General features: G+C 45.3%; 26 protein-coding genes. 5 read left to right on the forward strand and 21 right to left on the reverse strand.

What is annotated here, in order from left to right; translation table 11 throughout:
* Nucleotides 1-12 precede the first annotated feature (12 nt).
* From P3X63_RS13150 to brnQ, 5 genes are all read right to left on the reverse strand, one after another.
* Nucleotides 13-1,194 carry an NAD(P)/FAD-dependent oxidoreductase gene (locus tag P3X63_RS13150; protein WP_277690995.1) on the reverse strand — a complete coding sequence of 394 codons (1,182 nt, stop codon included), beginning with the start codon at nt 1,192-1,194 and terminating at the stop codon, nt 13-15.
* Complete coding sequence (locus P3X63_RS13155; RefSeq protein ID WP_277690996.1) at nt 1,191-2,423, reverse strand: NAD(P)/FAD-dependent oxidoreductase; 1,233 nt, start codon at nt 2,421-2,423, stop codon at nt 1,191-1,193. The genes P3X63_RS13150 and P3X63_RS13155 overlap by 4 nt, the downstream gene beginning before the upstream one ends.
* Nucleotides 2,416-2,757: a (2Fe-2S)-binding protein gene (locus tag P3X63_RS13160; RefSeq protein ID WP_277690997.1), complete on the reverse strand. Its 342-nt coding sequence runs from the start codon at nt 2,755-2,757 to the stop codon at nt 2,416-2,418. The genes P3X63_RS13155 and P3X63_RS13160 overlap by 8 nt, the downstream gene beginning before the upstream one ends.
* Nucleotides 2,754-3,023 carry a (2Fe-2S)-binding protein gene (locus P3X63_RS13165; RefSeq protein ID WP_026587764.1) on the reverse strand — a complete coding sequence of 90 codons (270 nt, stop codon included), beginning with the start codon at nt 3,021-3,023 and terminating at the stop codon, nt 2,754-2,756. Before P3X63_RS13165 ends, P3X63_RS13160 begins: the two co-directional genes overlap by 4 nt.
* A gap of 83 nt (nt 3,024-3,106) precedes the next feature.
* Nucleotides 3,107-4,462: a branched-chain amino acid transport system II carrier protein gene (brnQ, locus tag P3X63_RS13170; protein ID WP_277690998.1), complete on the reverse strand. Its 1,356-nt coding sequence runs from the start codon at nt 4,460-4,462 to the stop codon at nt 3,107-3,109.
* 602 nt (nt 4,463-5,064) lie between these two features.
* Here brnQ and P3X63_RS13175 point away from each other — a divergent pair.
* Nucleotides 5,065-5,613, forward strand: a complete 549-nt coding sequence (locus P3X63_RS13175; protein WP_026587766.1) for a helix-turn-helix domain-containing protein — start codon at nt 5,065-5,067, stop codon at nt 5,611-5,613.
* A gap of 117 nt (nt 5,614-5,730) precedes the next feature.
* On the opposite strand, the gene P3X63_RS13180 is transcribed toward P3X63_RS13175, so the two are convergent.
* The 9 genes from P3X63_RS13180 to P3X63_RS13220 all read right to left on the reverse strand — a co-directional run bounded on the left by P3X63_RS13180 (nt 5,731) and on the right by P3X63_RS13220 (nt 15,600).
* On the reverse strand, nt 5,731-6,444 hold the full coding sequence (locus P3X63_RS13180) for a GntR family transcriptional regulator (RefSeq protein WP_277690999.1): 714 nt from the start codon (nt 6,442-6,444) through the stop codon (nt 5,731-5,733).
* A 120-nt stretch (nt 6,445-6,564) separates the two neighbouring features.
* Nucleotides 6,565-7,980, reverse strand: coding sequence for a glycoside hydrolase family 1 protein (locus P3X63_RS13185; RefSeq protein ID WP_026587768.1), 1,416 nt, complete (start codon nt 7,978-7,980; stop codon nt 6,565-6,567).
* Between the two features lie 15 nt (nt 7,981-7,995).
* Nucleotides 7,996-9,312 carry a PTS cellobiose transporter subunit IIC gene (gene celB, locus P3X63_RS13190; RefSeq protein WP_026587769.1) on the reverse strand — a complete coding sequence of 439 codons (1,317 nt, stop codon included), beginning with the start codon at nt 9,310-9,312 and terminating at the stop codon, nt 7,996-7,998.
* Between the two features lie 37 nt (nt 9,313-9,349).
* On the reverse strand, nt 9,350-9,682 hold the full coding sequence (locus P3X63_RS13195) for a PTS sugar transporter subunit IIA (protein WP_026587770.1): 333 nt from the start codon (nt 9,680-9,682) through the stop codon (nt 9,350-9,352).
* 5 nt (nt 9,683-9,687) lie between these two features.
* Entirely contained in the window at nt 9,688-9,996 is a 309-nt protein-coding gene (locus P3X63_RS13200) for a PTS sugar transporter subunit IIB (protein WP_026587771.1), read from the reverse strand.
* A 147-nt stretch (nt 9,997-10,143) separates the two neighbouring features.
* Nucleotides 10,144-11,802 carry an alkaline phosphatase gene (locus P3X63_RS13205; RefSeq protein ID WP_026587772.1) on the reverse strand — a complete coding sequence of 553 codons (1,659 nt, stop codon included), beginning with the start codon at nt 11,800-11,802 and terminating at the stop codon, nt 10,144-10,146.
* Between the two features lie 141 nt (nt 11,803-11,943).
* Nucleotides 11,944-12,729 carry a glucose 1-dehydrogenase gene (locus tag P3X63_RS13210; protein ID WP_026587773.1) on the reverse strand — a complete coding sequence of 262 codons (786 nt, stop codon included), beginning with the start codon at nt 12,727-12,729 and terminating at the stop codon, nt 11,944-11,946.
* Between the two features lie 118 nt (nt 12,730-12,847).
* Nucleotides 12,848-14,257 carry an NADP-dependent phosphogluconate dehydrogenase gene (gene gndA, locus P3X63_RS13215; RefSeq protein WP_026587774.1) on the reverse strand — a complete coding sequence of 470 codons (1,410 nt, stop codon included), beginning with the start codon at nt 14,255-14,257 and terminating at the stop codon, nt 12,848-12,850.
* Between the two features lie 86 nt (nt 14,258-14,343).
* The gene (locus P3X63_RS13220; protein ID WP_026587775.1) at nt 14,344-15,600 is read right to left on the reverse strand and encodes a DNA polymerase IV; all 1,257 of its coding nucleotides are present in this window, start codon (nt 15,598-15,600) and stop codon (nt 14,344-14,346) included.
* A gap of 79 nt (nt 15,601-15,679) precedes the next feature.
* Between P3X63_RS13220 and P3X63_RS13225 the strand changes: the two genes are divergently transcribed.
* A complete protein-coding gene (locus P3X63_RS13225; protein WP_026587776.1) occupies nt 15,680-15,961 on the forward strand; it encodes a hypothetical protein in 282 nt (93 codons plus the stop codon).
* Nucleotides 15,962-16,014: 53 nt separating this feature from the next.
* Complete coding sequence (locus P3X63_RS13230) at nt 16,015-16,842, forward strand: membrane protein insertase YidC (protein ID WP_026587777.1); 828 nt, start codon at nt 16,015-16,017, stop codon at nt 16,840-16,842.
* Between the two features lie 109 nt (nt 16,843-16,951).
* Here P3X63_RS13230 and P3X63_RS13235 read toward each other — a convergent pair whose 3' ends face one another.
* Nucleotides 16,952-18,070, reverse strand: coding sequence for a tripeptidase T (locus tag P3X63_RS13235; protein WP_026587778.1), 1,119 nt, complete (start codon nt 18,068-18,070; stop codon nt 16,952-16,954).
* A 19-nt stretch (nt 18,071-18,089) separates the two neighbouring features.
* Nucleotides 18,090-19,619, reverse strand: coding sequence for an acyl-CoA carboxylase subunit beta (locus P3X63_RS13240; RefSeq protein ID WP_026587779.1), 1,530 nt, complete (start codon nt 19,617-19,619; stop codon nt 18,090-18,092).
* 97 nt (nt 19,620-19,716) lie between these two features.
* On the opposite strand from P3X63_RS13240, the gene prli42 reads away from it, so the two are divergent.
* Entirely contained in the window at nt 19,717-19,818 is a 102-nt protein-coding gene (gene prli42, locus P3X63_RS22885; protein ID WP_372709190.1) for a stressosome-associated protein Prli42, read from the forward strand.
* 109 nt (nt 19,819-19,927) lie between these two features.
* Here prli42 and P3X63_RS13245 read toward each other — a convergent pair whose 3' ends face one another.
* The 5 genes from P3X63_RS13245 to P3X63_RS13265 all read right to left on the reverse strand — a co-directional run bounded on the left by P3X63_RS13245 (nt 19,928) and on the right by P3X63_RS13265 (nt 23,854).
* Nucleotides 19,928-20,887: an aromatic acid exporter family protein gene (locus P3X63_RS13245; protein WP_026587780.1), complete on the reverse strand. Its 960-nt coding sequence runs from the start codon at nt 20,885-20,887 to the stop codon at nt 19,928-19,930.
* A 72-nt stretch (nt 20,888-20,959) separates the two neighbouring features.
* On the reverse strand, nt 20,960-21,682 hold the full coding sequence (artM, locus tag P3X63_RS13250) for an arginine ABC transporter ATP-binding protein ArtM (RefSeq protein WP_026587781.1): 723 nt from the start codon (nt 21,680-21,682) through the stop codon (nt 20,960-20,962).
* The gene (gene artQ / locus P3X63_RS13255) at nt 21,675-22,337 is read right to left on the reverse strand and encodes an arginine ABC transporter permease ArtQ (RefSeq protein WP_077736531.1); all 663 of its coding nucleotides are present in this window, start codon (nt 22,335-22,337) and stop codon (nt 21,675-21,677) included. The genes artM and artQ overlap by 8 nt, the downstream gene beginning before the upstream one ends.
* A 90-nt stretch (nt 22,338-22,427) precedes the next feature.
* Nucleotides 22,428-23,192 carry an arginine ABC transporter substrate-binding protein ArtP gene (gene artP, locus P3X63_RS13260; RefSeq protein ID WP_026587783.1) on the reverse strand — a complete coding sequence of 255 codons (765 nt, stop codon included), beginning with the start codon at nt 23,190-23,192 and terminating at the stop codon, nt 22,428-22,430.
* A gap of 224 nt (nt 23,193-23,416) precedes the next feature.
* Nucleotides 23,417-23,854 carry a BrxA/BrxB family bacilliredoxin gene (locus P3X63_RS13265; protein ID WP_026587784.1) on the reverse strand — a complete coding sequence of 146 codons (438 nt, stop codon included), beginning with the start codon at nt 23,852-23,854 and terminating at the stop codon, nt 23,417-23,419.
* 183 nt (nt 23,855-24,037) lie between these two features.
* Between P3X63_RS13265 and P3X63_RS13270 the strand changes: the two genes are divergently transcribed.
* Nucleotides 24,038-24,940, forward strand: coding sequence for a YegS/Rv2252/BmrU family lipid kinase (locus P3X63_RS13270; RefSeq protein ID WP_026587785.1), 903 nt, complete (start codon nt 24,038-24,040; stop codon nt 24,938-24,940).
* Nucleotides 24,941-24,965: the final 25 nt, after the last annotated feature.

Genomic DNA, 24,965 nt, shown 5'->3' on the forward strand with positions numbered 1-24,965 from the left:
TCTTCATGACGATCACTGCTTGACATGGACATTGAATCTGTCATACCGGAGTGGTTCAATCGGAATCGATGTATCATGTTCATTGATCATTTCTGAAATGACTTGACCTGTAATCGCCGCTAAGCTTATGCCGTCCCCTTCATGTCCCGCTGCTATATAAAATCCCGGCACCTTTTCAACATGTGAAATAATCGGAAGGTGGTCAGCGGTCCACGGCCGTAATCCCGCGTATGTTCTGATCACCGTCATATCGGCAATTTTAGGATAAAAACGAACAGCTCTTTTGGCGATACATTTCATCACTTCATGATTCACTTTTGTGTCATATCCATTAAATTGACGACTGCTGCCAATTAAAAAGTTTTGGCTTTCGGTAGGCTCGAAAACCAATGCAACTCCGTATTGATCAGTTAAGGGATCCACTTTCCTCTCCCCGCCAAATTTTGAAATAAGGTAGCCAAATTCCATGACATTTCTTAATCCAACAGACTGTTGTCTAGAAGCAACCATGACCTGACCTTTACGCGGCTTTATTGGAATGTCTATACCGAGCATCTCTCCAATAAACGGAGCCCATACCCCGCACGCATTGACAACCTTATTCGCTGTAAAGGTTCCGTTATTTGTCTCAATGACAAATTGATTGACTTGATTTTGATAAAGCTGTTTCACTTCCGTATTCGTATGTACTTTCGCTCCGAATTGTTGGGCACGGTGAATCATCGAGTATGTGAGCATATAGGGACTGACGATCGAATCAGTCCTGCACTCAAGCCCGCCTGGGAGATCGTCTGAAAAGTAAGGAGATTCATTGCGCAAGTCTTCCCGATCCAACAGTCGAAAATCCAGGCCTGCATCTTGTTGTTGCCGGACCCATTTTTGTGCAGCTTCCATTTCCGTGTCGTTTTCACAAACTAAAACACTGCCAGGGTTCCGATATTCAAATGGGATTTCAAGCTCATGGCTTAATTCATGCACCAATTGTTGACTTTTTAGAGCCATTTGACTATCAAAGCCAGGATCCTTATCCACTGCTAAAATATTTCCATCGCATTTAGAGGATGTTCCACTCGCCAATTCATTTTTTTCGAGAACCGTGATATCCAAACCGGATTTTGAGCAATAGTAAGCGATCGCTGAACCGATAATTCCACCCCCGATGACAACAACATCGCGATGAAATGTGCTATTCATGTGACCCCGCCTCCTAGACTTCTTTTAGTAGATTGATAAACTTCCCATTGCTGTGAGATTTTCTTTCTTCCGGCCTCTATTTCCGGGTGGAATTGTATATATGCACGATTTCTGATCTGTTCAGTCATTTTAATAGAATCTTGAATCTCCATATCCAATCCTTTCTTTCCGGCGCGGTGTGCAATTGATAAACCTGCCGTTTTCCCCTGTGCAGCAGCAACCTTTGCTCCTTCAATACCCGTAATGTTTCCCGCAACATACAGTCCTTCTAAAGGGCTTTCCATCCTTTCATTATGTAAAGGGACATAGCCTCCCAGTTCTTCCACTAAATAAAATGGACAACCTGCAACTGCCGCTAATTCAGCTAATGGGTATAAACCTCCGGCAATACAAACGAAATCCACTTCAATCTGTTCCTCACTGCCATAAACGACTTCCCCATCGGCATTAATTGTTGCTATTGTCACGCCTTCCACTTTATTCTCGCCATAAATCTCGATGACAGCTTTTCGAAGTTGAATGGGAATGCCCCACATCTTCACTCCTTTTTTAGGGTATAACTGAACGCCCAATTTTTTCATAAAATCATTCTTCATGAATTTGCTGCCATAGCGAACAAGTCGAGACGGAGCCATATGGGAGACATGAAGAAGTGAATCCATGACTTCTCCTGGATGACCGGCACCCTTTGTCATACCGTTCATCTTTGGTAAAGTGAGACAAGCGATCTCTACGCCAGCTAGTTGTAATTCCATAGCAATGGCAGCCGAGAGAACATTCACACCGATTATCACCCCGCGCTCCCCGGGCTTGATCCGATGAACATTTGTCATCACCTGTGCGGCCCCAACCGACATAACGCCGGGTAATGTCCAACCGGGTACAGGTAGAGGGGATTCGGCTGCACCGGTTGCTAACAACAAATGATTGGTATAAAATGTTTGTTTTTCCGTATAAACAACCCAGCGTCCATTTGATTTCTCGATATGATGTACCGCTACATTTAAATGAAATGTCACGCCAAGCTTCACAGCTTTTTCATATAATGCAGCTGATTCTTTCATCCCATTCCACCAAGACCCATTCGGTTCTTCATAAAGCTGTCCGAGCAACCTGCCGCCAGCTTTCATATATTCATCAATGACGACAACATCCACTCCATTTTCTGCACAAGTCACTGCCGCTGTTAAACCTGCAGGTCCGGCGCCTATAATCATCGCATTATCCATTTCCCAGTCCTCCATCTCCTTTACTGGCTGGTTGCAGTCCGCCGCTGCTTTCAACAACCATTCCCTCTTTAAGAGGTGTAAGACATGCCCGGATCCCCTGTTGACCGTCTACCGATACTCTACACTCATAACAATGGCCAATATTACAATAGATACCTCTTGGTGACCCGCTCTTTTCGTGATGTCGAAGCGTGCGAATTCCATTGGCTAAAAGTGCCGCTGCCAAAGATTCATTTTCCAGCCCTTTGTAGACCTTATGATTAAATGTAAAGGAAACATCATGATCATCCTTAATTTTTCCGAGTATAGGGTGGTTTGAGATTCTGCGCGTCATCGATCTTCCCCTCCTAAATTTTTAAAGCTAACCGGTCGTATAGGCGGCTGATATTTCAATGATACACATGTCGGATTTTGATGATTCGCTGCCGCCGCTATTTGATCGACAATAGTCCGGCATGTTCTTCCGCCGCAATAGCCCATGCCCGCCCTCGTACGAAGCTTTAATTCCCTGGACGAGCATTTATACCTGGCGGCTGTAGTCTCCAATTCCTTGAAACTGACTTCTTCACACCTGCATATAATCATTTCATCTTCTTTCATTGGAAACACCTCAATTTATACTTGATGAATACGGGATGAAACCGGAATGATCGTTAGACGGTTACAATCTTAAATGAACGATATCAGGACACTTCTTCATTCCCTATATCAAGCTTTCTTTCTTCCGATTTATTCAAAACAGCGGTAATCATACCGATAACAGCTCCAATCAGTCCAGTTACGATCCATCCCGCCCCGATATGAAACAGCGGGATGAAGGAAAAGGTTTGACTAATAAAATCCGCAAAAATATTTGCTTCTTTTAAAGCATCTAACAATGCGACAAATCCACTGCCAATAATTGAACCGATATATACGGATTGATAACCTTTGAATAGATTATTGATGAAGGAAAGAACAATTAACGTAATCGCTATTGGATATAAAAGAAGGAGAATTGGCGACGCTAACTCAAGTATTGTGTTCAAACCAAAATTGGTAATGATTAAACTAACAACAGCTAAGAGCACTACCCATTTTTTGTAAGAAACTTTCGGGTAGATTCTATTAAAATATTCTGCTACTGATGATAAACATGCTATGTTTGTTGTGATTCCGGTTAAAAATATAACAGTCCCTATTAAAAATACTCCGCCATATCCAAACAAATGGATTGCACTTTTTGCCAACACTTCTCCGCCATTGCTGGCATATCCAATCGCCTCAACACTCGATCCTCCTATCCAGGCTAAAGATAACTGCAAAAGCACCAAGCCAACGACCGTTATCATTCCTGCTTTCATAAAAACAACGGATATTTCTTTTTTCCCTTCAACTCCCACATTTTGAATCGATTTGATGAAAATTCCTCCGAATGTAAACGCGGCAAGAACATCCATTGTATAATATCCTTGAACAAACCCTTTAAAAAACGTATCTTGTATATACGGTTCTTTCGGTTCACCAAAGCTCCCCATTGGGGTCATCAATGACTTGACGATTAAGATGATTAAAAGCGTAACAAATATAGGCGTTATCATTTTCCCCAGCCGATCGACAAACTTACTTGGGTTAAGAGAAAGCAAAACAGTCATGAGAATAAACAGAAAAGAAAACAGAAATAAGAAAGCATGATTTGATTGAACCCTCTCAGTGATGACAGGGTTTACCGATATCTCATATACGACTGATGTCGTTCTTGGAATGACGTAGATGGGTCCTAAGGTTAAAAAAAGAGCGATCGAAAATATCATCCCGAACTTTGGATGTACTCTTGACGCAAGCTTCTCTACCGTACCTCCCGAGATGGCTAATGCGATAATGGCTAATAAGACAAGTCCGACACCTGTAATCAAAAACCCTGACATCGCAATCCATGTGTTCGTTCCTGCAAGTTGACCGACCATTGGTGCGAATATGGTGTTACCGGCCCCGAGAAACATCGCAAATAACATCAGACCGATAGCCATAAGTTGTCCTGCCGACAAAGTATTTTTCATTTAAAGTCCCCCTTATCATGTAAAGAACCTCTCTCTGCATATCATCCATCTCCCTTTGTAAACGCTTTAATTTGATGCAGAGAAAATAAAAACGGTTAGCCATCACAGTGATACCTTATCCATGAATTGAACGGACACTAAAATCAACATTTAAAAATTTAAGTGACAATTAAATTTTAGACTAAAAATAATAGATAGAAGGAAACGCTAATAAAATAACTTCACCTCCTAAAGTCCATATTTTAAAACAAATTAAATTTTTAAGTGTCACTTAAATTTTAAGTGTTGATGTTATTATACTTTTCATTTTCTAAAAATTCAATCATTTAATGATTTTTCTTAAAGCATATCTTTGGTCACAGTTGTTTTTAAATATGAGAGGTAAAAATGAGATAACTTCACTTTCCAAGGTCGACATGTTAAAATTAAGAATAATTAAAAATGGATTCTTTTAAGCAGTGGTTAAATTATAAAATGAAACAAATCGGGTCGACAACTGCTTCGTGAGAACATATTACAGACGATTTCTTTTGACAAAGTTTTTTGAACCCGGATCTCTGTAATGTTGAACAGACCAGCAGCTTATTTTTTGGGGGTAAAAAATGGATTCAGATGTAGGACATTTAATTAAAAGGCTCCGCAAAGAGAAAAAAATGACATTGAAGGAAGTCTCCGAAAAAACAGGCTTATCGATCAGCTTCATATCCCAGGTAGAACGTTCTCTATGTTCCATTACATTGCTTTCCTTACGAAAAATATCTGAAGCTCTCGGGGTCAGTCCCAGTTATTTCTTTCCCGACAATATACAAATTGACAAAAACATGATTAGACGAGCTTCTGACAGACAAGTTGAACATAAGACATCCTTTACCTATTCGGATCTATCCGGCAATGTATCGAACCCCTTGTTTGTGCCCATTTTCGTTACCCTGATGCCTGGTGATAAAAGAGGCATACCTTTTTCTCATGAAGGGCAGGAATTTATTTACGTCATCGAAGGCATGATGACGATCATTTTTGATGACGTAGAATACGATCTTTTCCCCGGGGACAGCATCCATATAGAATCAACCAAACCTCACAACTGGTTTAACAAAACAGACAAACCTACGAATTTTATATTTGTTAGTGCCGCCCCCTCTCGTGATTGATTCCATATCTCAACAAGTGTCTTACGGGACAAGCAGTGCAAAATAAAGGATCGATTTTTTAAAAAAATCGATCCTTTTGTTATGGCTATGCAAACACTCCTACTCATGCAGTTTTGATCATTTCCGAATATGAACGCTGGAAAACACAAATTTATCATAGCGATGTCTTGCAAAAGAATATTCAAACGGCTCCCCCGTATTTAAAAATGCGACCTGTTCGACTTCAAGCACCGGATCGTCGGCAGCGCATTCCAGATATTTGCGGTCCAGTTCCGTCGGCTTATCCGCCCTGATTTTCCGGTGGGAGCCGGCGATTGTCAATTTCAGCGTTTCCGTGATATGCCGATAAACAGAGCTGTGAAGCACATCTTCGTTTAATTCTCGAATCACGTTGGAAGGCATGTATGTTTCTTCAATGACATACGGTTCGCCTTCGACCTTCCGGAGCCTGATGATGTGATACACCGGAACGCTCTTTTCGATTGATAATCGATCAGCCACTTCCGGCGACGGAAACTCAACATCAAACTGAATGATGCGGCTTTCGATCTGTTTGTTGGCGAGAAGTTTTGTCAACCCAAGGTTTTCACGATCCGTCACGCTGACGGGGAGATCCTGAATGGATGATTTCACAATAAAGGTGCCGTGCCCCCGTTTGCGGTACAGCATACCTTCTGAAACGAGAATGTCGAGAGCCCTTTTCATCGTCATTCTGCTGCAGGAAAATTCTTTGGCGAGAGAAAGCTCATCAGGTATGGGCTGATCGACCGGATAGCATTCCTCCTGAATCCGCCTCCTCATTTCATTTGAAATATATTCGTATTTTCTCATGTTTTAACCACCAGTACTAAGGATTCTATTTTTATGTTCTGTCCATTCTTTCTTATTATATCTGTTTTAGGCTGGAAATAAAAAGATGGCCTAAAAGACCATCTCTTCTAACAGAACCGCTTAAAATCCGTTATTTTCGCTGACCCGCTTAAACCAGTGGCCGCTCTTTTTAACCGTCCTCTCGCCGTTTTTGTCAAGGTTGACAGACACAAAGCCGTAGCGGTTTTTATAAGCGTTCGTCCACGACCAGTTGTCCATGAATGTCCACAGGTGGTAGCCCTTTACATTCGAGCCTTCCTGAATGGCTTGATGCACCCATTTTAAATGCTCTCTAATAAACGCAATCCGGTAGTCGTCATGGATCATGCCGTCTTCGCCAAGAAAACGCTCCTCTCCTTCAACCCCCATTCCGTTCTCGGAAATAAAGCATTCAATATTACCGTAGTTGTTTTTGAGATTGATTAAAATATCATAAATACCCTTTTCATAAATCTCCCAGCCGCGGTGGCGGTTCATTTTGCGGCCCGGCATCTCATAGTTGTCAAAAAAGCGTTCAGGCATAAATGGCGCATCCGGGTGCGGCAGATGTTCTTTTGCTTTGACACGCCTCGGCTGATAATAGTTGACACCAAGCAGATCGACCGTATTCTCTTTGATCACGTCCAAATCGCCAGGCTTGGTTTCAGGCATGTATCCTTCCTCTTTTAAAATATCTGTTAAGTCTTGCGGAAACTCGCCTTTTACGGCCGGATCAAGAAACGACCTGTTGAAGAATGCGTCGGCAATTTCAGATGCTTTAACATCTGCCGGATGACGGCTTCGCGGATAGGATGGCGTTAAATTTAAAATGATGCCGATTTTTCCGTCCCCGCCAAGATTCCGGTAGGCTTCGACCGCCTTGGCGTTTGACAAAATTTCGTGGTAGGCCACCTGCACGGCTTTCGCAAAATCCACTTCATTCGGATAATGAAAATCGTATAAATAGCCGCCTTCCGCCGGAACAATCGGCTCATTATGCGTAAACCATTTTTTGACCCGGTCCCCGTAAAGGCGGAAGCAGGTTTCCGCGTATGAAACAAAATCGTCGACAACTTTCCGGTTTTCCCAGCCGCCGATTTCCTGAAGCGCAAGCGGCATATCAAAATGATAAAGGTTGACAAACGGTTCGATGCCTGCCGCAAGCAGCTCGTCGATGACTCGATTGTAAAAGGCCGCCCCTTCCTCGTTCAACAGACCTTTTCCTTCAGGAAACAGCCGCGACCATGAAATCGAAAAGCGGAAAGAATTGTGGCCAAGCTCCTTCATCAGCTGAATGTCTTCTCTATAAGTCTCGTAAAAACGCGACGTTTTTTTTGGCCCCACTCCGTCGAAAAAACGATGGGGTTCTTTTTCATACCAGTGGTCCCAAATATTTTTCCCTTTGCCTCCTTCATCGGCCGCCCCTTCGGTTTGAGTGGCTGATGCTGCCGATCCCCACCAGAAGTTTTTTGGAAAACGATATGGAAGTCGCTCTGTCTTTATTTCTGCTTTTGTCATGTCATCAATCTCCTTTTACAACCCTATCGTCGTCTTATTTTGTTCTGAAGCGCTGGTTTCCTGTTCTTTCTTCATATTCATACGGTCGATGAATTTCAAAAACGGGAACCAGATTAAAAAGACAACGGCTAAATTAAAAATCTGCAGGATGCCGCCGGCGAGCGAATTGGTGGCCATCATGCCGCTGATAAAAATCGGCACTGTCCAAGGAATCGTGACACCCGTCGGCGGCGGAACGATTCCTGAGGCCATGGCAAAATACGTGATCAGCGTGACGATCATCGGCGAGATGACCCACGGAATGAAAATCAGCGGATTCATGACGATCGGCAGGCCGAAAATAATCGGTTCGTTTACATTAAAAATGCCCGGAGCCGCACCAAGCTTCGCCACCTGCTTCATCTGCTTGCTTCTCATAAACAATAGAATCGCAACGATGACGGCCAGCGTCATCCCGGTGCCTCCCATTCCGACCGTATAAACTTCCATAAACTGTTTGTTGATGATGTGCGGCACCTCACCTGTTGCCGTGTAGCTGTTTAAATTTTCAATAGATAGCGTATTCCAGATCGGATCCATCACCGAATTGATGATGATTTGTCCGTGCAGCCCGAAGAACCACAGCAGCTGCGTAAAAAAGATGGCGACAAGGGTCGGAATGATACCGCTTCCAAGTCCGACAAGCGGCGCCTGAACGAGAGTGTAGATCAAATCATGCATATTCGTGTTGAACACCTGGGTGATGATGATATTAATGATTAAATAGACCGACAGCGTCATCACCGCCGGAATCAGCGCGGCAAATGATTTAGAAACCGCCGGCGGGACACCGGAAGGCATTTTAATCGTATAATTTTTCTGGACAAAAAACCTGAATATCTCGGCCGATGTAAAGGCCGTTATCATGCCGAGGAACATTCCTTTTGCACCGAGCCTGTCAATCGGAATGACATTGGAGACCGTTTCTCCGCCTTCTCCGTTTAAAAAGAACGGCGTAAGCAATAGGAACGACGCCAAAGCGACGACTCCCCCAAACACCGCCTCGACTTTATAGCTTTTGGATAGATAGTATCCGATCCCGAATACGACAAACACAGACATGATGTTGATCGTGGCATTCGGAGCAATGCTTAAAACGGACTGAAAATTTTCAAGCGCTGATTTGCTCATCATTTTATTAAGGAACGGCAAATTCGTTAATACGACGATAATCGATCCGAAAATCGTGAGCGGAAAAGCCAGCATGAACGCGTCCCTAAGCACGCCTAAATACCGGTTGTTATTCAGCTTCCCGGCAATCGGAACGAGAAGATTGCTTAGTTTTTCAAACATGGTCGAAGTTTCCCCCTTATCCTTCGCCTTTTGCGGCTTATAGTTTTTTCTCTTTGAACAATTCCAGCAACTCGGAGACAAGTTCCTTCATCGTAAGCGTCGACATGAAATGATCTTCCGCATGCAGCAAAAGTAAAGAAAACTCGTTTTTCTCCCCGCCCGCTTCCCTTTGGATCATTTGAAAATGAATATCATGGGACTGCCGCAGATCATCCTCGGCCTGCTTGAGCAGCGCCATCGCTTTTTCTGCCCTTCCCTCTCTGTATTCCCTGAGGGACTGGATGACTTTGCTGCGGGCGTTTCCGCTGTGGAGAATCAGCTGAAAACAAATTTGTTCGTCTGTTAATTCGGCAAATGTTGTTTTTTCCATCACTGTCAATCCCCGATCAGGCTTAAAGCCTGCTCATATGCTTTTTTTCCGTCAGCCATGCCGTAAGCCATCATATCAACCACATCGACTTGGATGCCGTACTTTTCCGCTTCCTTTTGCAACTCGTCTTTCAAAAAGCTCATTTGCGGACCGATTAATACAACGTCGGCTTCTGCCATTTCTTTTTTAGCCTGGTCTTGTCCAACCGCCCAGATTGTCACTTCATCACCAAGCGATTTCGCGTATTCCTCCATTTTTGTGACAAGGAGGCTTGTTGACATTCCTGAACTGCATGCCAATAAAATTTTCTTCATGATGATCTCCTTCCTTTATTAAAAGCGCTTTCACATACTATTATTATATCGTTTTATTTTTAAATGTCTATACATTTAAAAATAAATGTTTGTATTTATTTTGTCATATCAAAAAGCCCCTCTCTTTCTGAGAGGAGCTTTTTCCGGCTATCGGGTATGCTTTTTAAAGAGCTTGACGGCTTCTTCCGGCACATAGAATGTTCCATTGCTTTCGACGATGACGCTGTCCAATTCATATTCTTTTCCTTTGATCTTGATGATGTTTTTGTTGACCGGCATTTCTGCTTTGGTGTTTTTGCGGGATGCGACCAGCACCGGGTTTTCCGGATCTTTTTTGTCGATGGTCACGCTGGCTCCCGCTTTCTTAAACGCCTGTTCGGCTTCAATAAACAATTTTTTCGTTAATTTGTTTAAGTTAAAGCCCATGGCCTTTGCCATCGTTTTCGCGATGTCGGTATTATCAACGAGCCCTTCAGGCTTTTTCGGACCGTACGAATACAGGAAGACGTCTTCCCCGGTATGACCGCCCGTTGTGAAGCCGATGTTCGCCCGGTTTGCCAGCATCTTTTTAAAGACGTCGGCTGCTTCTTCCTTGTTTTTGACACCTTGCAGCTTTTCCTTCTCAGAAGCCGTTAAATTGTCGAGGCCATACAGCCCGGCTGCTTCTTCGATATTTGATAAATCATCTTTCAGCTTTCCTGTTGCACCTTCGAGCGTCATTTTGGCTTTTTTCAGCGGATCAATATAGGCGGAAACCGGTGTTTTGTCATAGCCTTTTGTCGTATTGCTGTTCCCGATTGAAATGCCGCTGTTGCCATGGTCGGTGACGGCGATGACCATCGTGTTTTTGTCTTTCTTGGCAAAATTCAAGGCTTCTTTGACCGCGTCATCAAATGCCAGGACATCGCTGATGATGCCGATCGGATCATTTTGATGCGCCGCCCAGTCCGGCTTGCTGCCTTCAACGAATAAGAAGAAACCGTCTTTATCCTTGGACAGCGTCTGAATCGATTTTTTCGTCATCTCGGCCAGTGTCGGCTGATCGGGATTTGTGATGCTGCGATCCATATCATATGCCAGATCGCGCTCGGCAAAAGCTCCCCAGATTTTTTTCGATTTTGACTTGACCAGATCTTGTTTTGTTTCCACAAAGTCGTATTTTTTGTCATGAATCACGCTGACAAGATCTTCATTGTCCTTGCGGCTCTTTTCACGATTACCCGGCTTTAGCGATTCTTTTCCGCCGCCGAGAACGACATCGATGTTTTGATAAACCTGCTGTTCGCCCAGCACTTCAAAATTGTTTCGGTTCAAATGGTGCGCGGAATAAGAGGCAGGTGTCGCATGCTGAATTTCTGATGTCGCGACAATTCCGGTTGCTCTGCCTGTCTGTTTCGCTCCCTCGAGGACATTTGCCACAGGGCGGTAATGGTCTTTCTCACTGACGGGCTCTGCACCAGGCGAATTGACGACTGAAGGCAGTACACCGACATAGGAAGAATTTGATTTCCTCCCGGTTGCCATCGCCGTTCCAGCCGGTGCTGAATCTGTGATCGCCGATTCAGCGGAAAACGTTCTGACACCGCCGGTGACGATTTGATCCAGCGCTAAAGGCTCGCCTTTATACCAGCGCGCCAAAGTCGTCGCCGTTGAGCTTGTTCCGTCCATGACCATCATGATGACGTTTTTTGCTTTCGGTTCCTTTTTTTTCGCTGTCTCCATTGCCGCGCTGCCCGTTCCAGCTGAACCTAATGCGACAGCGCCCGCCAATGTAAAGCCGATGATTCTGTTGCGCAAAAAACCCATTATGTACCCCCTCCAAAGCTGTTGATTTGTTGACACCCCTTACTTTATCACCGCAATGTTAACAGGGTTTTTTCTGTCTATTAATCTTATGTAATGATTGTTGTCTTATGATGAAAAGAAGGCCTTTCGCCTTCTTTTTCATTACCCTTTTCCGGCTTGAAAGCCCGGGTATTTTGTCATTCCGCCGTCCACATACAAGGTCAGCCCCGTCACATAGCTCGCTTCATCTGACGCCAGCCAGGCCGCACATGCGGCGACTTCCTCCGGTTTTCCGATATAGCCGATTGGAATCAGTTCAATCACCCCTTGTTTTAATTCAGGATCGGCAAACTTCTCGGCGTTGATCGGCGTATCGATTGCGCCCGGTCCGATCGCATTGACCCGAATGCCTTTCGGAGCGTATTCAAGGGCGAGTGTTTCCGTCAATAATTTGGCGCCTCCTTTGCTCGCTGCATAATGGACAAAATGAGGCCACGGGATTTGCTGATGGACGGATGACATGTTGATCACAGACCCTTTGATGTCATGCGCAAGCATATAATCAATCGCTTCCCGGCAGCCCAAAAACATACCGGTCAAATTCGTCGAAATGACGCGGTTCCAATCTTCAAGAGATAAGTCTTCAGAAGGGACTTCGTTTTCCACTCCCGCATTATTGATCATCACATCGACTGAACCGAATGTATCAACCGCTTTTTTGATGAGCGTTTTCACATCTCCTTCTTTTGAGACATCTCCTTGAATCGCAACCGCACGGGAGCCGCCATCTTCTATTTCTTTCACCGTTTCCCCCGGATTTTCTTCTTCTTTAAAGTAATTGATGACAACATTGGCCTTTTCCGCTCCAAAACGCAGCGCCATCGCTTTTCCAAGGCCTGTCCCGGCTCCGGTGATGACAACCGTTTTTCCCTCTAAACTTGGATACATCGTATTGATTCCTCCTTATGAATGCTGATGTTTCATATGTTTCCACATAACCGCTGAAAGCATGCATTTCCGGAGTCATCAAAAAAACCGCAGCCTCTCGGCTGCGGTTTTTGCTTGTTTATTTCATCCACTCGGTGTGGAAAATGCCTTCTTTGTCTGTGCGCTCATAAGTATGTGCTCCAAAATAATCGCGCTGCGCCTGGATTAAGTTGGCCGGCAGTGTCGCAGTGCGGTAGCTGTCAAAATAAGCGAGAGCGCTTGAGAAGCAAGGTACAGGGATTCCCTGTTCAACAGCAAGGGCAATCGTTTTGCGGAGAGCCCCCTGATAGCTTTCAACAATGTCTTTGAAATAAGGATCAAGCAACAGGTTATCAAGCTCAGGATCACGGTCGTACGCTTCCTTGATTTTTTGCAGGAAGGCCGCACGGATGATGCATCCTCCGCGGAAGATCATCGCGATGTCACCGTATTTCAAATCCCAGCCGTATTCTTCTGAAGCGGCTTTCATTTGGGCAAAGCCTTGCGCGTAAGAACAGATTTTGCTCATGAAGAGAGCTTTTCTGACGGCTTCAATCAATTCTTCTTTGTTCTCCGCAACTGTTTTCGCCTCAGGGCCTGCAAGAAGCTTGCTTGCCTTGACGCGCTCGTCTTTCATCGCGGAAATGAAGCGGGCAAAAACGGACTCGGTAATGATCGGAAGCGGAACGCCAAGATCAAGGGCGCTTTGGCTCGTCCATTTTCCTGTACCTTTTTGGCCGGCTTTGTCCAAAATCACATCAACAAGCGGCTTGCCGGTTTCATCATCTTTTTTCGTAAAGATGTCAGCCGTGATTTCGATCAGGTAGCTGTCAAGCTCTCCCTTGTTCCACTCGGAAAATACCTCGTGAAGCTCATCAGATGACAAGCCGACAAGGTGTTTAAGAATAAAGTAGGATTCAGAAATCAGCTGCATGTCTCCGTATTCGATGCCGTTATGAACCATTTTCACATAATGGCCGGCTCCGTCCGGACCGATATAAGTCGTACATGGTTCTCCGTCGACTTTTGCAGAAATCGCTTCAAGTATCGGCTTGACAAGCTCATGGGCTTCCTTCTGTCCGCCCGGCATGATGGACGGGCCTTTCAAGGCGCCTTCTTCACCGCCGGATACGCCGGTACCGATGAAATGAATACCGCTTTCGGCAAGCTCTTTGTTTCTTCTTTGCGTATCTTTATAATATGTATTTCCGCCGTCAATCAAAATATCGCCTTTCTCAAGATGAGGCAGAAGTGATTGAATGGTAGCATCAGTCGGTGTTCCGGCTTTGACCATCAGGAGGATTTTGCGCGGCTTTTCAAGAGATTCAACGAATTCTTCTATGCTGTATGTGCCGACAACCTGTTTTCCCTCTGCTTCTTTGAGAAATTCGTCGGTTTTCTCGCTTGATCTGTTGTATACAGAAACCGAAAACCCGCGGCTCTCAATATTTAAAGCGAGGTTTTTTCCCATTACTGCTAAACCAACTACACCAATTTGTTGTTTTGCCATGTCTAACGTCCCTTCTAAAGCGTTTAGCATTATAGTTTAATTTTTATTTAAATTGAAATTACCACACTTTGACCCATCTTTTCAAGCTATTGATCTTTTCTCCCGTCTTGGAAAAAATCTTTGTTGAAACTTGTTCCGCTTGTACGGCTCTCTTTCCCTGCGATTTTGATTCCTTTTTGGATAAGATCCGTGCCATATTTCCCGTTCAGCTCCTCGATCACCTTTTGGATCGGCTCATCTTTGGCATCCTGCTGAAAAGAAAACAAATCAAGCTGTTTGACCGCTTCTTTCCGTTTGACAAGATCTGTCCCCGTCACACCTAAAAGCCTGACGGCGCTTCCTTGCCAATGCTGTTTAAACAGCGCTTTCGCCTCTTCGGCAATCGCGTCTGCGACATCGGTCGGATTGAGAAGGGTCTTGCTTCTTGTGATATTCGTCCAGTCAGCATAACGGATCATGATAAACAGTTTCGAAGCCATGACTTCTTTTCGTCTCAGCCTGTTGCTGACCGAAACGGACAGCTTGTCGATGAGGCCGGCGAGCTCTCTTTCATCTGTAGAGTCATGCGGAAGCGTCGAGGAATTGCCGACGCTTTTAAATTCATAAATTCTCTCCGGGTTCACCTCGCCTGTGTCGATTCCATTGGCCCGTCTTTTCAGCCTTGGACCGTTGATGCCGAGCAGCTGTTTTAAAGCGTGCTCATCTGCCGCGGCCAGATCCCCGATCTTCTCAATTTCCAGCCCTCTGAGCTTTTCGGCCGTTTTTTGCCCAACTCCGTACATTTCGCTGATATCAAGGGGCCAGAGCAATTGCGGCACTTCCCGTTTTCTTAAAATCGTAATTCCGAGCGGTTTTTTCATGTCTGAAGCCATTTTCGCCAAAAATTTATTAGGCGCAATCCCGATGCTTGACGGGAGAAGCAGTTCTTTTTGGAGGCGCTTTTGGATTTCCAGTGCGGTTTCATATGCTTGATTGCGGTAAGGTGTCTCGGTCAAATCCATATAGCCTTCATCAATGGAAACGGGTTCGACCAGATCGGTGTACTCCCTCAACACTTGAAACATTTCTTTTGAAGAGCTGCGATAACGGTCAAAATTCGGCGGTTTCACGATCAGTTCAGGGCAGATGCGCTTCGCTTCCCAAAGCGGCATCGGGGGCTTTACTCCGCGGGCTCTTGCTTCATAGCTGCATGTCACAACGATCCCCTTGCGCTCTTTCGCATTTCCCGCAATGGCGAGCGGCCTGCCGCTCAAGGAAGGATCATACGCCATTTCAACCGAAGCGTAAAAACTGTTCATATCGATATGAAAGATGACTCTTCCTTTTGGTTTTCCTGCAGTCAAAGCGTCCCCCTCCTGATTGTCCCATTAGACATCGAAACGTTCATATAGTAAGATGGTTATTGAAACGGAAGTGATCATGTTGATTCTTGAAACTTTTAACGATGCTTTTTTTCTGTTTGAGTTTTTCACAATCATTCTTCCCGCATTGACCGCCATTGGAATCGCCCTGATTTTAAAGGATTGCTGTACGGATAACGATTGGAAAAACAAACGGATTGAAGAATATAAAGCGATTCATTTTATTTACAAAATCGATTTTCTCGTTATCCTATATCATCGCATTACGGTATGGATAAGTAAAGTCATACGCATGAAGACTTCATCGAATGATGATGAAGACCATCGTCTCCTTCTTCTTTGATTTTCAATTGGACAAGGGGCTTAAAAAGAGCCCAAAAGAAGGAGGAGAACGTGTTGAACACGACATTAAAAAAATTCTTTACAGCAGCCTTGCTGCTGCTTTCAACGCTATTGATCGGAGGGCATGCCTCGGCTGCCACAGGCAGCTCCCCGGCGGGAGACGGCAACTTCTTCCAACATTATATCGTGGTTCCGTTTTCAGATCTGATCAAAGGAATCGCCGGTTTGTTTCACGGAAGCTACGGGCTTTCGATTATTCTGGTGACGATCATCGTCCGTTTTCTCGTCTTGCCTCTGTTTGCCAACCAGTTTAAAAAGCAGCGGGTCATGCAGGAAAAAATGGCGCTGGTCAAACCTGAAATGGATGCGATTCAAAGCAAATTGAAAAAAACGAAAGACCCTGCCAAGCAAAAGGAGCTTCAGCAGGAAATGATGAAGCTTTATCAAAAGCACAACATTAATCCGCTGGCGATCGGGTGCCTGCCGATGCTGATTCAATTTCCGATTTTGGTCGGTTTATATTATGCCATCCGGTCGACACCTGAAATTGCATCCCATTCATTCCTTTGGTTTAACCTTGGGCATGCTGATGTGTTCATGTCTTTATGTGCAGGCTTGATGTATTTCATCCAGTTTTATGTGACGCAAAAGATGAACGCGCAGACTTCTGCTCAGTCTAACCCGGCGGCTCAACAGTCCGCCAAGATCATGGGATTGTTTTTCCCGGTGATGATGACGATCTTTTCTCTCAACGTCCCGGCAGCACTGCCGCTTTACTGGATGACAAGCGGGCTGTTTTTGACGATTCAGTCCGTCGTTCTTCATCAGCTTTACCGAAAAAACAAGCACGCGGTTCAGCCGGCTGAACAAACATCAAAATAAAAAGGTTGCGCCTTTAAAAGGCGCGACCTTTTTTTACATTCCTTCGATGTTTCGGATGAGTTTTACTGGCAGAAAGGTTGGCATGTTGATTTCCATGTCAACCGCCGCTTTATGACGGATTGGCCACTTCCTCAATAATCGCAAGCACCATTTCTGCTGTTTTGACAAGTTCTTCAATCGGCATTTTTTCATTTTTTGTGTGAATTTCTTCATATCCTACCGCAAGATTGACGGTTGGAATGCCGTGACCGGCGATGACATTGGCGTCGCTTCCCCCGCCGCTAGTCAACAGCTCATATGGACGGCCGATTTTTTCGGCAGCTTTTTTGGCAATCTCCACAACGGGATCCCCGTCTTGATACTTGAATCCGGGATACATGACTTCGATCTCCACCTCGGCTCTTCCGCCCATTTCGGCGGCAGCCGTTTCAAAAGCCTGCTTCATTTTTTCCGCTTGCTTCTCCATTTTTTCAGGTACGAGTGACCGAGCTTCCGCCAGGATTTCGACCTGGTCGCACACGATATTGGTTTGTGTTCCGCCTTCAAAGCGGCCGATGTTGGCCGTCGTTTCCTCGTCGATGCGGCCAAGCGGCATTTTAGCTATCGCTTTTGAAGCGATCGTAATAGCGGAAACGCCTTTTTCCGGTTCAACTCCTGCATGAGCCGTTTTTCCGTAGACAGATGCCCTGATTTTCGCCTGTGTCGGCGCAGCCACGATAATATTGCCGACCTTGCCGTCTGAATCAAGGGCATAGCCATACTCCGCTTTAATGAGCGACCGGTCCAAAGCTTTCGCTCCGACAAGCCCCGATTCTTCTCCGGCCGTGATGATCAATTGGATCGTACCGTGCGGAATGTTCCTTTCCTTCAAGACTCTCACGGCTTCAAGCATGGCCGCAAGCCCTGTTTTATCGTCGGCTCCCAGGATCGTCGTACCGTCGGTTTTGACATAGCCGTCTTCAATGACAGGTTTTACCCCTTTGCCGGGGACAACCGTGTCCATATGCGATGTAAAGTAAATCGTGTCCGCCTCTTTTGTTCCGGGAAGTGTACATACCAAATTGCCGGCTCCATGTCCGGTTGATGACGCACTGTCATCTTCAACGACCTCCATTCCCAGAGCCGTAAATTTTTCTTTCAGCACTTTGCAGATGTCTGCTTCGTGCTTTGTCTCCGAGTCGATTTGCACAAGCTCTAAAAACTCTTCCAACAGTCGTTTTTCGTTCATGCTTGTTCCCCCTCCATTTTTAAAGCGGTATATTTCCATGCTTTTTTATCGGCCGAATCTCCTGCTTGCTCTTCAGCATGTCAAACGTCTGAATCAGTCTTTTCCGCGTCTCTTTCGGATCAATGATATCATCGACCATCCCGTGACGGGCGGCGATAAACGGACTTGAAGCCTGCTTGCACCGCCGGACCTTGCGAGCCCTTTCCGCCTCCGGATGTGCCGAGCTTTCAATTTCTTCGGCAAACAGCAGGTCAGCGGCTTCTTCGGCTCCCATCACCGCGATCTCGGCATTCGGCCAGGCAAATACGGCATCCGCCCCAAGGGCCTTGCTGTTTAAAGCCACATAAGCTCCTCCGTACGCTTTTCGAATAATAACCGTCACTTTGGGTGTGGTGGCTTCTGCATAGGCATAAAGGATTTTTGCTCCATGTCTGATCATCCCTCCGTGCTCCTCGCGGATTCCCGGAAGAAACCCTGGTACGTCGACCAGCGTCAGAATGGGGATCTGAAACGAATCGCAAAAACGGATGAATCGAGCAATTTTATCAGCCGCATCCATGTTCAGACTGCCTGCCAGATGTCTCGGCTGATTGGCGACAACGGCCGTCACTTCACCGGCGATCCGTATAAAGCCGATCACGGCGTTTTTGGCAAAATGCTGCTGTACTTCAAAGAATGTCCCGCAGTCTGCGATTTCATGGATGATGTTTTTCATATCGTACGGCCGCTGGCCATCGCTGGGCAGTATCGTCAAAAGAGTGGGCCTCATATCGTCGTCTTTTGCCGGCTTCATTTGAACAGGAGGTTTTTCTTCGTGATTCTGCGGGATGTAGGATAAAAGCTTGCGCACATCCTTGAGGACGGCCTCATCGGAATCCCCGGAAAAGTGCGCGTTTCCGCTGATTGAATTATGTATGGACGAACCTCCTAATTCACCGGCTGTGACATTTTCTCCCGTTGCTTTTTTGATCACTTTCGGCCCGGTAATAAACATCTGTCCGGTTTTTTCGCTCATCAGAACGAAATCGGTCAGCGCCGGTGAATAAACGGCGCCTCCGGCACAAGGTCCGAGAATGACAGAGATTTGCGGAATGATGCCAGAGCAAAGGACATTTCGATAAAAAATATGACCGTATCCATCTAATGATAGCACACCCTCTTGAATTCTCGCACCACCTGAGTCGTTCAGACCGATGAAAGGGGTTTTATTTTGAAGAGCCAGATCCATGACGGCGGCAATTTTTTTCGCATGCATCTCTCCAAGCGCCCCTCCGGTGACGGTAAAATCCTGTGAAAATAAATACACCGGCCGGCCGTCGATTTTTCCGAATCCAGTCACAACCCCATCTCCTAGAGGCCCGCCGGACTGCCTGCTTCTGACAAAGGCGTTCAGTTCAGTGAAGCTGCCTTCATCAAGCAAGAGCTCGATTCGCTCCCTGGCCGTCAGCTTCCCTTTTTGCTTCTGCCTGTCGATCCTTTCCTTCCCTCCGCCGAGAGAGGCAATGCGGCGGGTTTGAGCTAAATCATCGACTCTTTCAAACATGTCCATTATTTCTGCTCCTTCTCTAAAAAGATTGTGTTCTCGTGGCCTTCGCTTGTCCGATGAAGAAAAGCAGGATAAAATAGTGGAAGAATAGAAAACAGAGGTGAACAGCTTGTCCCAAAAATTTATCAAAATCATGGTGATTGTCATGATCAGTATTATGGTACTGACGAGCGTGCTTACAGGAATCAGCATGATATTTTAAACGATACATGTTTTAAAAGATCGTATGGATCACTGATCCGCCAGACAAAAAAAAGACCGCAGCGATTTCTCCTTCATTAGATTGGCCAATGAAGGAGAAACTCATGCGATCATGCAGGAGATTTAATCCCTTTAAAATAACTTTTGATCACCAAATACCTTTCCATTTCACCGAGAAAGTTAAAAAGGGCTGCGCGCGCTTCAAATTCCTCGCGCGTCGTCGGCAGCTCCATCTCTTCGAATGCCTCTCTCATCTCAACGAGACGCTTTAAAAATTTGTGAGCCGTATTTCCCGGATGGATGGCTCCCCTCAAATCATGAATAAACGCTGCGATGATATGGCCCTGTTCCACCGTCATCGAGATCGATGTAATCTTCGGCAGCACCCTTTCGATAATTTCGAATTGTTTTTCCCGCATTTTAAAGTAGTGATAATAAATATTTTCATGGCGCAGGACATGATTTTCGACATCGCGGTATGCCAATGTTTTCGCCTCGTCGATCAAACGATGCGTTTCAGGGATTTCCTTTCCCGTCCAATCCTGCTCTCCTGTCAGCAAATAGCGCTCGATCTCTTCGAAGATTTTGGCAAAGTTATCTTCGATTTTCTGCTGATACCCCTTAAGCTGTTTGTCCATGCTCGGCATATACAAGTTCATGAGAAGAGCGACCCCGATCCCGGTGACGATGATTAAAAATTCATTCCAGATCAACGGAAGGGTGATTCCCTCTGACATATAAAGATGAAGGACGATGACCGAGCTCGTCACAATGCCTTCTTTTATTTTCAAAAAAACGGTTGTCGGAATAAAGAACAGCAGCATGATCCCGATGACAATCGGATGATAGCCGATCAGTTCAAAAAAGCAGTAGGAAAAAACAATCGCCAGGCAGCATGCCGCAAAACGGGCCCATGAAGCTTGAAGAGACCGTTTTTTCGTCACTTGAATACAAAGGATTGTAATAATGCCTGTTGAAACAAAATTGTGGAGGCCGATGAGCTGTGCGATATAGATGGCCAATGCTGTTCCAAGCGCTGTTTTTAATGTGCGATAACCTATTTTAAACATCGTTAACCCCAATCTTTTCTGCTAGTCTTAGTGAATAAAAAAGAAGAAGATCAGCATCTTCTTCAGCTTATTTTATAGTATTTTCTCTAAAAAGTCTTGAGCTCTTTTCGATTTTGGAGAAGAAAAAAACGCTTTCGGATCATCGTCTTCGACAATGGTTCCTCCATCCATGAAAAGCACTCTGTCGGCGACTTCTTTGGCAAATCCCATTTCATGTGTGACAATCACCATCGTCATTCCGGTTTTCGCCAGATCCTGCATCACTTGAAGCACTTCTTTGACCATCTCCGGATCAAGGGCTGATGTCGGTTCGTCAAACAGCATGATATCCGGATTCATCGCCAGCGCCCTGGCGATCGCGACGCGCTGCTTTTGTCCGCCTGATAAACGGTTTGGATAATCATCTTTTTTATCGAGAAGGCCGACTTTCTCAAGCAGTTCTTCCGCTTTTTTGACTGCAGCCTGTCTGCTTTCTTTTTTTACATTAACAGGCGCATAGGTAATGTTTTCAAGAACCGTTTTATGCGGAAATAAGTGAAAATGCTGAAAGACCATTCCGATATTTTCTCTGACTTTGAGCACCTTTGCTTTTGGATTTGTGATTTCTTCGCCTTGGATGAAAATGCTTCCTTCAGTCGGTTTCTCAAGCAGGTTCAAGCATCTTAGAAATGTCGACTTGCCTGAGCCTGAAGGGCCGATAACTGCGGCTACTTCGCCTTTTTCAAAGGAAACGGAAATATTTTTGAGCACCTCATTCTTTCCGAAGGATTTCGAGAGTTGGCTAACTTTAATCATTGACATTCAGCTTCCTTTCAATCGCTTTACCGATAAACGTCAAAATCAGGACGAGCACATAATAAATAAGGCCGGCGAAAAGCATCGGTTCCAGCGGACTGTAGATGGCAGCCCCCGCCTGATAGCTCCGTCTCATAATATCGCCGAGTCCGATGACTGTCACAACGGCTGATTCCTTTGTCAGTGTAATGGACTCGTTGATCAAAGCCGGCATAATATTTTTAAATGCCTGCGGAAGCAGCAGATCCTTCATCATTTTTGCATACGGCACACCAAGAGCCATCGCCGCCTCTTTTTGCCCTTTGTCGATCGCATTGATTCCGGCTCTGATGATTTCTGATACATAAGCAGCGGAATTTAAGCCAAATGCTGTCACGGCCGCCCAATAGGCGTCAATATCAAAGCCCAGTAATTGCGGCAGACCGTAATAAACGATCATCAGCTGGAGAACAAGCGGTGTCCCCCTGAATATTGACGTGTAAAAATCCGCTATCCAAGCGAGCGGTTTTATCGAGCTGATTTTCAGAAGCGTGATCAAAACCCCTAGCAAAAATCCAAACACCGCCGCAGCAGCGACAACTTTTAAGGTAACACCCAAGCCTTCCAGGATGAAAGGCATCTCAGGTATTGTACTAGAAAAATCAAGAAAATTCATGATGATGACTCTCCCTCTCCCGCCTCAGGTAAAAGAGGCGTACAATCACTTTAGAAAAAAAAGTTCAACAAAAAGTTGAACTTTTCATGCTTACTTTTTTGTTTCTCCGCCGAACCATTTTTCTTTCAGCTTATCAAGTTCTCCGCTTTTCTCCATTTCTTCAAGCGCTTTGTTGAACTTCTCGGTCAAATCGCTTCCCTTTTTGAAGGCGATCGCAGAGCCGGCTTTTTCATCCGGTTCTTTCGGCAGATTGTAACCAACCAGTTCTTCATTTTTATCAATATATTTTTCGGCAACGATATCTTCAATGATTGCTGCGTCAAAGCGGCCCGCTTTGATTTCTTCAGTTAAATCCGAGATGCGGTTGCGGTTTTCCACTTTTAAGTTGTAGTCAGAAGTCAGTTCCTTCGCTTTTTCTTCCTGGATGGAGCCAAGCTGCACGCCGACCGTCTTACCTTTCAGGTCATCAAGCGATTTGATGCCGCTCGATTTTTTTGTGACGATCATGTTGTGGGCCGTATAGTAAACCTTTGAGAAATCAACTTGCTTTTTCCGTTTTGGAGTCGGTGTCATGCCTGACAGCACAATGTCTACCTTATTTGTTTTCAGCGCTGTCACCAAACCGTTGAAGTCCATGTCCTTGACTTCGATTTCATGACCGGTTTTTTTGGCAAGCGCTTTGGCCAAATCGACGTCAAAACCGACGATCTTGTCTCCGTCCTTCGATTCAAACGGCGGATAATCGGCAGAAGTTCCCATGACCAGCGTTTTTTTATCTTCAGAGCTGCTTGTCCCGCAAGCTGCTAAAGCCAATGTGATACAAGCTGTTACCAACAGCAACATCCATTTTTTCATGTTGTATATCCCCCTGCAATTCTTTTGAATATTTATTCGTTGTTATGTATTTTAAACATTTTTCGAGCCTATTGCAATACTTTTTGAAAAATTACTTATAATCCCTTTTATACGCCTTGTTGAAACAACCGAAACAGAACCTTACCCGCCTGTCATATTGCATATAAATAGAATTTTTATACACAAAAAAAGGCCTGCCGCAAATGATCGGCAGGCGTGTGTTCTTATACTTCTTCACAATATTCTTCAAACAATCCTTGAAGCTTCGTGATGACAGCCATCGGCTCATAGCCTTCTATTTCATGGCGTTCCACCATTTTTACAATTTTGCCGTCCTTTAATAAAGCAAATGACGGGGAGGAAGGCGGATACCCTTCAAAATATTCTCTTGCTCTTGCGGTGGCTTCTTTATCCTGCCCCGCAAATACGGTGACAAGCTGGTCGGGCCGCTTGTCATAATGAACTGCGTGATATGCGGCAGGGCGTGCGATTCCCCCGGCGCAGCCGCAGACTGAGTTGACCATGACAAGTGTAGTGCCTTTTTTCGTCAGCGCCTCGTCCACTTCTTCTGCACTTTTAAGCTCCTGGTAGCCGGCTGCCGTTATTTCCTGTCTGGCTTGGCGGACGACATCATTCATAAATAAATTAAAATCCATGTTCACCTTAAGATCTCTCCTTTTTAGCCGCTTTAGAACCAAGCAGCTGTATGATCCATCTTTTCTAATGATACTTGGAAACCGTTCATACCGCAAATCAGGTGTTTCATTTCCCCTTCAAGGGTTTATCGGTTTAAGCAATCGGGGAAAAATAAACAAACAGACGACTTACAGACAAAGGAGAGCAAAATGGATCGACGGAAAGCCTTATTGATTTATAACGGCAATGCCGGACAAAAAAACGTTGAAAAAACGCTCGGTACAGCGGTGCCGATTCTTTCCCAAGCCATAGATGAGCTGATTGTGAAGCAGACAAGACAAAAGCATGATGCATTCCGTTTTTGCCGGCACATCAGCGAAGATATCGAGCAGATTTATATTTTAGGCGGAGACGGGACGGTCCATGAATGCATCAACGGTCTCAGTCCGCTTGCGGTGAAGCCTGAGATCGGCATTCTTCCCGGCGGGACCTGCAACGATTTTTCACGGGCGCTCCAGATTCCGCAAAATATCGGGCAAGCGGCGGAAACACTTGTCAATGGTCACACCGTTGCCGTCGATGTGCTCAAGACGGAAAGCCATTACTGTTTAAACTTTTGGGGCATCGGCTTGATTACGGAAGCCTCAAGCCGGATCAATCAAACGGAAAAAGCGCTGTTGGGGAGGCTTAGCTATTTCACAAGTGCATTGCGGACAATCTCCGGCCTTAAGCCATTCCCCTTTAAGATGTCCATTGACGGAGAAAATCTGACAGATGAAGCGGTAATGATTATGGTGCTGAATGGCCATTTTATCGGCACGAGCCGCATTCCGCTTCAGGGGGCAAGCATTTGTGACGGCAAAGCCGAAATCCTTGTATGCAGAAATACGAATCTGGCTGCATTAAAAGAGCTCTTCTCCATGGAAGAACCAGAGCTGGAACCATTTAAAGGAGAGCTTTCATACTATCAAGGCAAGTCCATCAAAGTAGAAACGGCAGCGGAAATGGACGCTGATACGGATGGGGAAATCTGCACAAAAGCGCCGGCTTCGATTGATGTGCTTAAGGGGCATCTGCGGATGCTTGCACCGGCAAATAGAGAAAAAAGCTGATCCGTTAAAGGGATCAGCTTTTTTT

Source organism: Bacillus sp. HSf4, from assembly GCF_029537375.1.
In the GTDB taxonomy this organism is placed as follows: domain Bacteria; phylum Bacillota; class Bacilli; order Bacillales; family Bacillaceae; genus Bacillus; species Bacillus sonorensis_A.

Excerpts from the sequence above, each read along its gene's own strand:
- P3X63_RS13150 (WP_277690995.1), bottom strand. The coding sequence starts at position 1,194 with ATGAATAGCACATTTCATCGCGATGTTGTTGTCATCGGGGGTGGAATT.
- P3X63_RS13155 (WP_277690996.1), bottom strand. The coding sequence starts at position 2,423 with ATGGATAATGCGATGATTATAGGCGCCGGACCTGCAGGTTTAACAGCG.
- P3X63_RS13160 (WP_277690997.1), bottom strand. The coding sequence starts at position 2,757 with ATGACGCGCAGAATCTCAAACCACCCTATACTCGGAAAAATTAAGGAT.
- P3X63_RS13165 (WP_026587764.1), bottom strand. The coding sequence starts at position 3,023 with ATGAAAGAAGATGAAATGATTATATGCAGGTGTGAAGAAGTCAGTTTC.
- brnQ (WP_277690998.1), bottom strand. The coding sequence starts at position 4,462 with ATGAAAAATACTTTGTCGGCAGGACAACTTATGGCTATCGGTCTGATG.
- P3X63_RS13175 (WP_026587766.1), top strand. The coding sequence starts at position 5,065 with ATGGATTCAGATGTAGGACATTTAATTAAAAGGCTCCGCAAAGAGAAA.
- P3X63_RS13180 (WP_277690999.1), bottom strand. The coding sequence starts at position 6,444 with ATGAGAAAATACGAATATATTTCAAATGAAATGAGGAGGCGGATTCAG.
- P3X63_RS13185 (WP_026587768.1), bottom strand. The coding sequence starts at position 7,980 with ATGACAAAAGCAGAAATAAAGACAGAGCGACTTCCATATCGTTTTCCA.
- celB (WP_026587769.1), bottom strand. The coding sequence starts at position 9,312 with ATGTTTGAAAAACTAAGCAATCTTCTCGTTCCGATTGCCGGGAAGCTG.
- P3X63_RS13195 (WP_026587770.1), bottom strand. The coding sequence starts at position 9,682 with ATGGAAAAAACAACATTTGCCGAATTAACAGACGAACAAATTTGTTTT.
- P3X63_RS13200 (WP_026587771.1), bottom strand. The coding sequence starts at position 9,996 with ATGAAGAAAATTTTATTGGCATGCAGTTCAGGAATGTCAACAAGCCTC.
- P3X63_RS13205 (WP_026587772.1), bottom strand. The coding sequence starts at position 11,802 with ATGGGTTTTTTGCGCAACAGAATCATCGGCTTTACATTGGCGGGCGCT.
- P3X63_RS13210 (WP_026587773.1), bottom strand. The coding sequence starts at position 12,729 with ATGTATCCAAGTTTAGAGGGAAAAACGGTTGTCATCACCGGAGCCGGG.
- gndA (WP_026587774.1), bottom strand. The coding sequence starts at position 14,257 with ATGGCAAAACAACAAATTGGTGTAGTTGGTTTAGCAGTAATGGGAAAA.
- P3X63_RS13235 (WP_026587778.1), bottom strand. The coding sequence starts at position 18,070 with ATGAACGAAAAACGACTGTTGGAAGAGTTTTTAGAGCTTGTGCAAATC.
- P3X63_RS13240 (WP_026587779.1), bottom strand. The coding sequence starts at position 19,619 with ATGGACATGTTTGAAAGAGTCGATGATTTAGCTCAAACCCGCCGCATT.
- P3X63_RS13245 (WP_026587780.1), bottom strand. The coding sequence starts at position 20,887 with ATGTTTAAAATAGGTTATCGCACATTAAAAACAGCGCTTGGAACAGCA.
- artM (WP_026587781.1), bottom strand. The coding sequence starts at position 21,682 with ATGATTAAAGTTAGCCAACTCTCGAAATCCTTCGGAAAGAATGAGGTG.
- artQ (WP_077736531.1), bottom strand. The coding sequence starts at position 22,337 with ATGAATTTTCTTGATTTTTCTAGTACAATACCTGAGATGCCTTTCATC.
- artP (WP_026587783.1), bottom strand. The coding sequence starts at position 23,192 with ATGAAAAAATGGATGTTGCTGTTGGTAACAGCTTGTATCACATTGGCT.
- P3X63_RS13270 (WP_026587785.1), top strand. The coding sequence starts at position 24,038 with ATGGATCGACGGAAAGCCTTATTGATTTATAACGGCAATGCCGGACAA.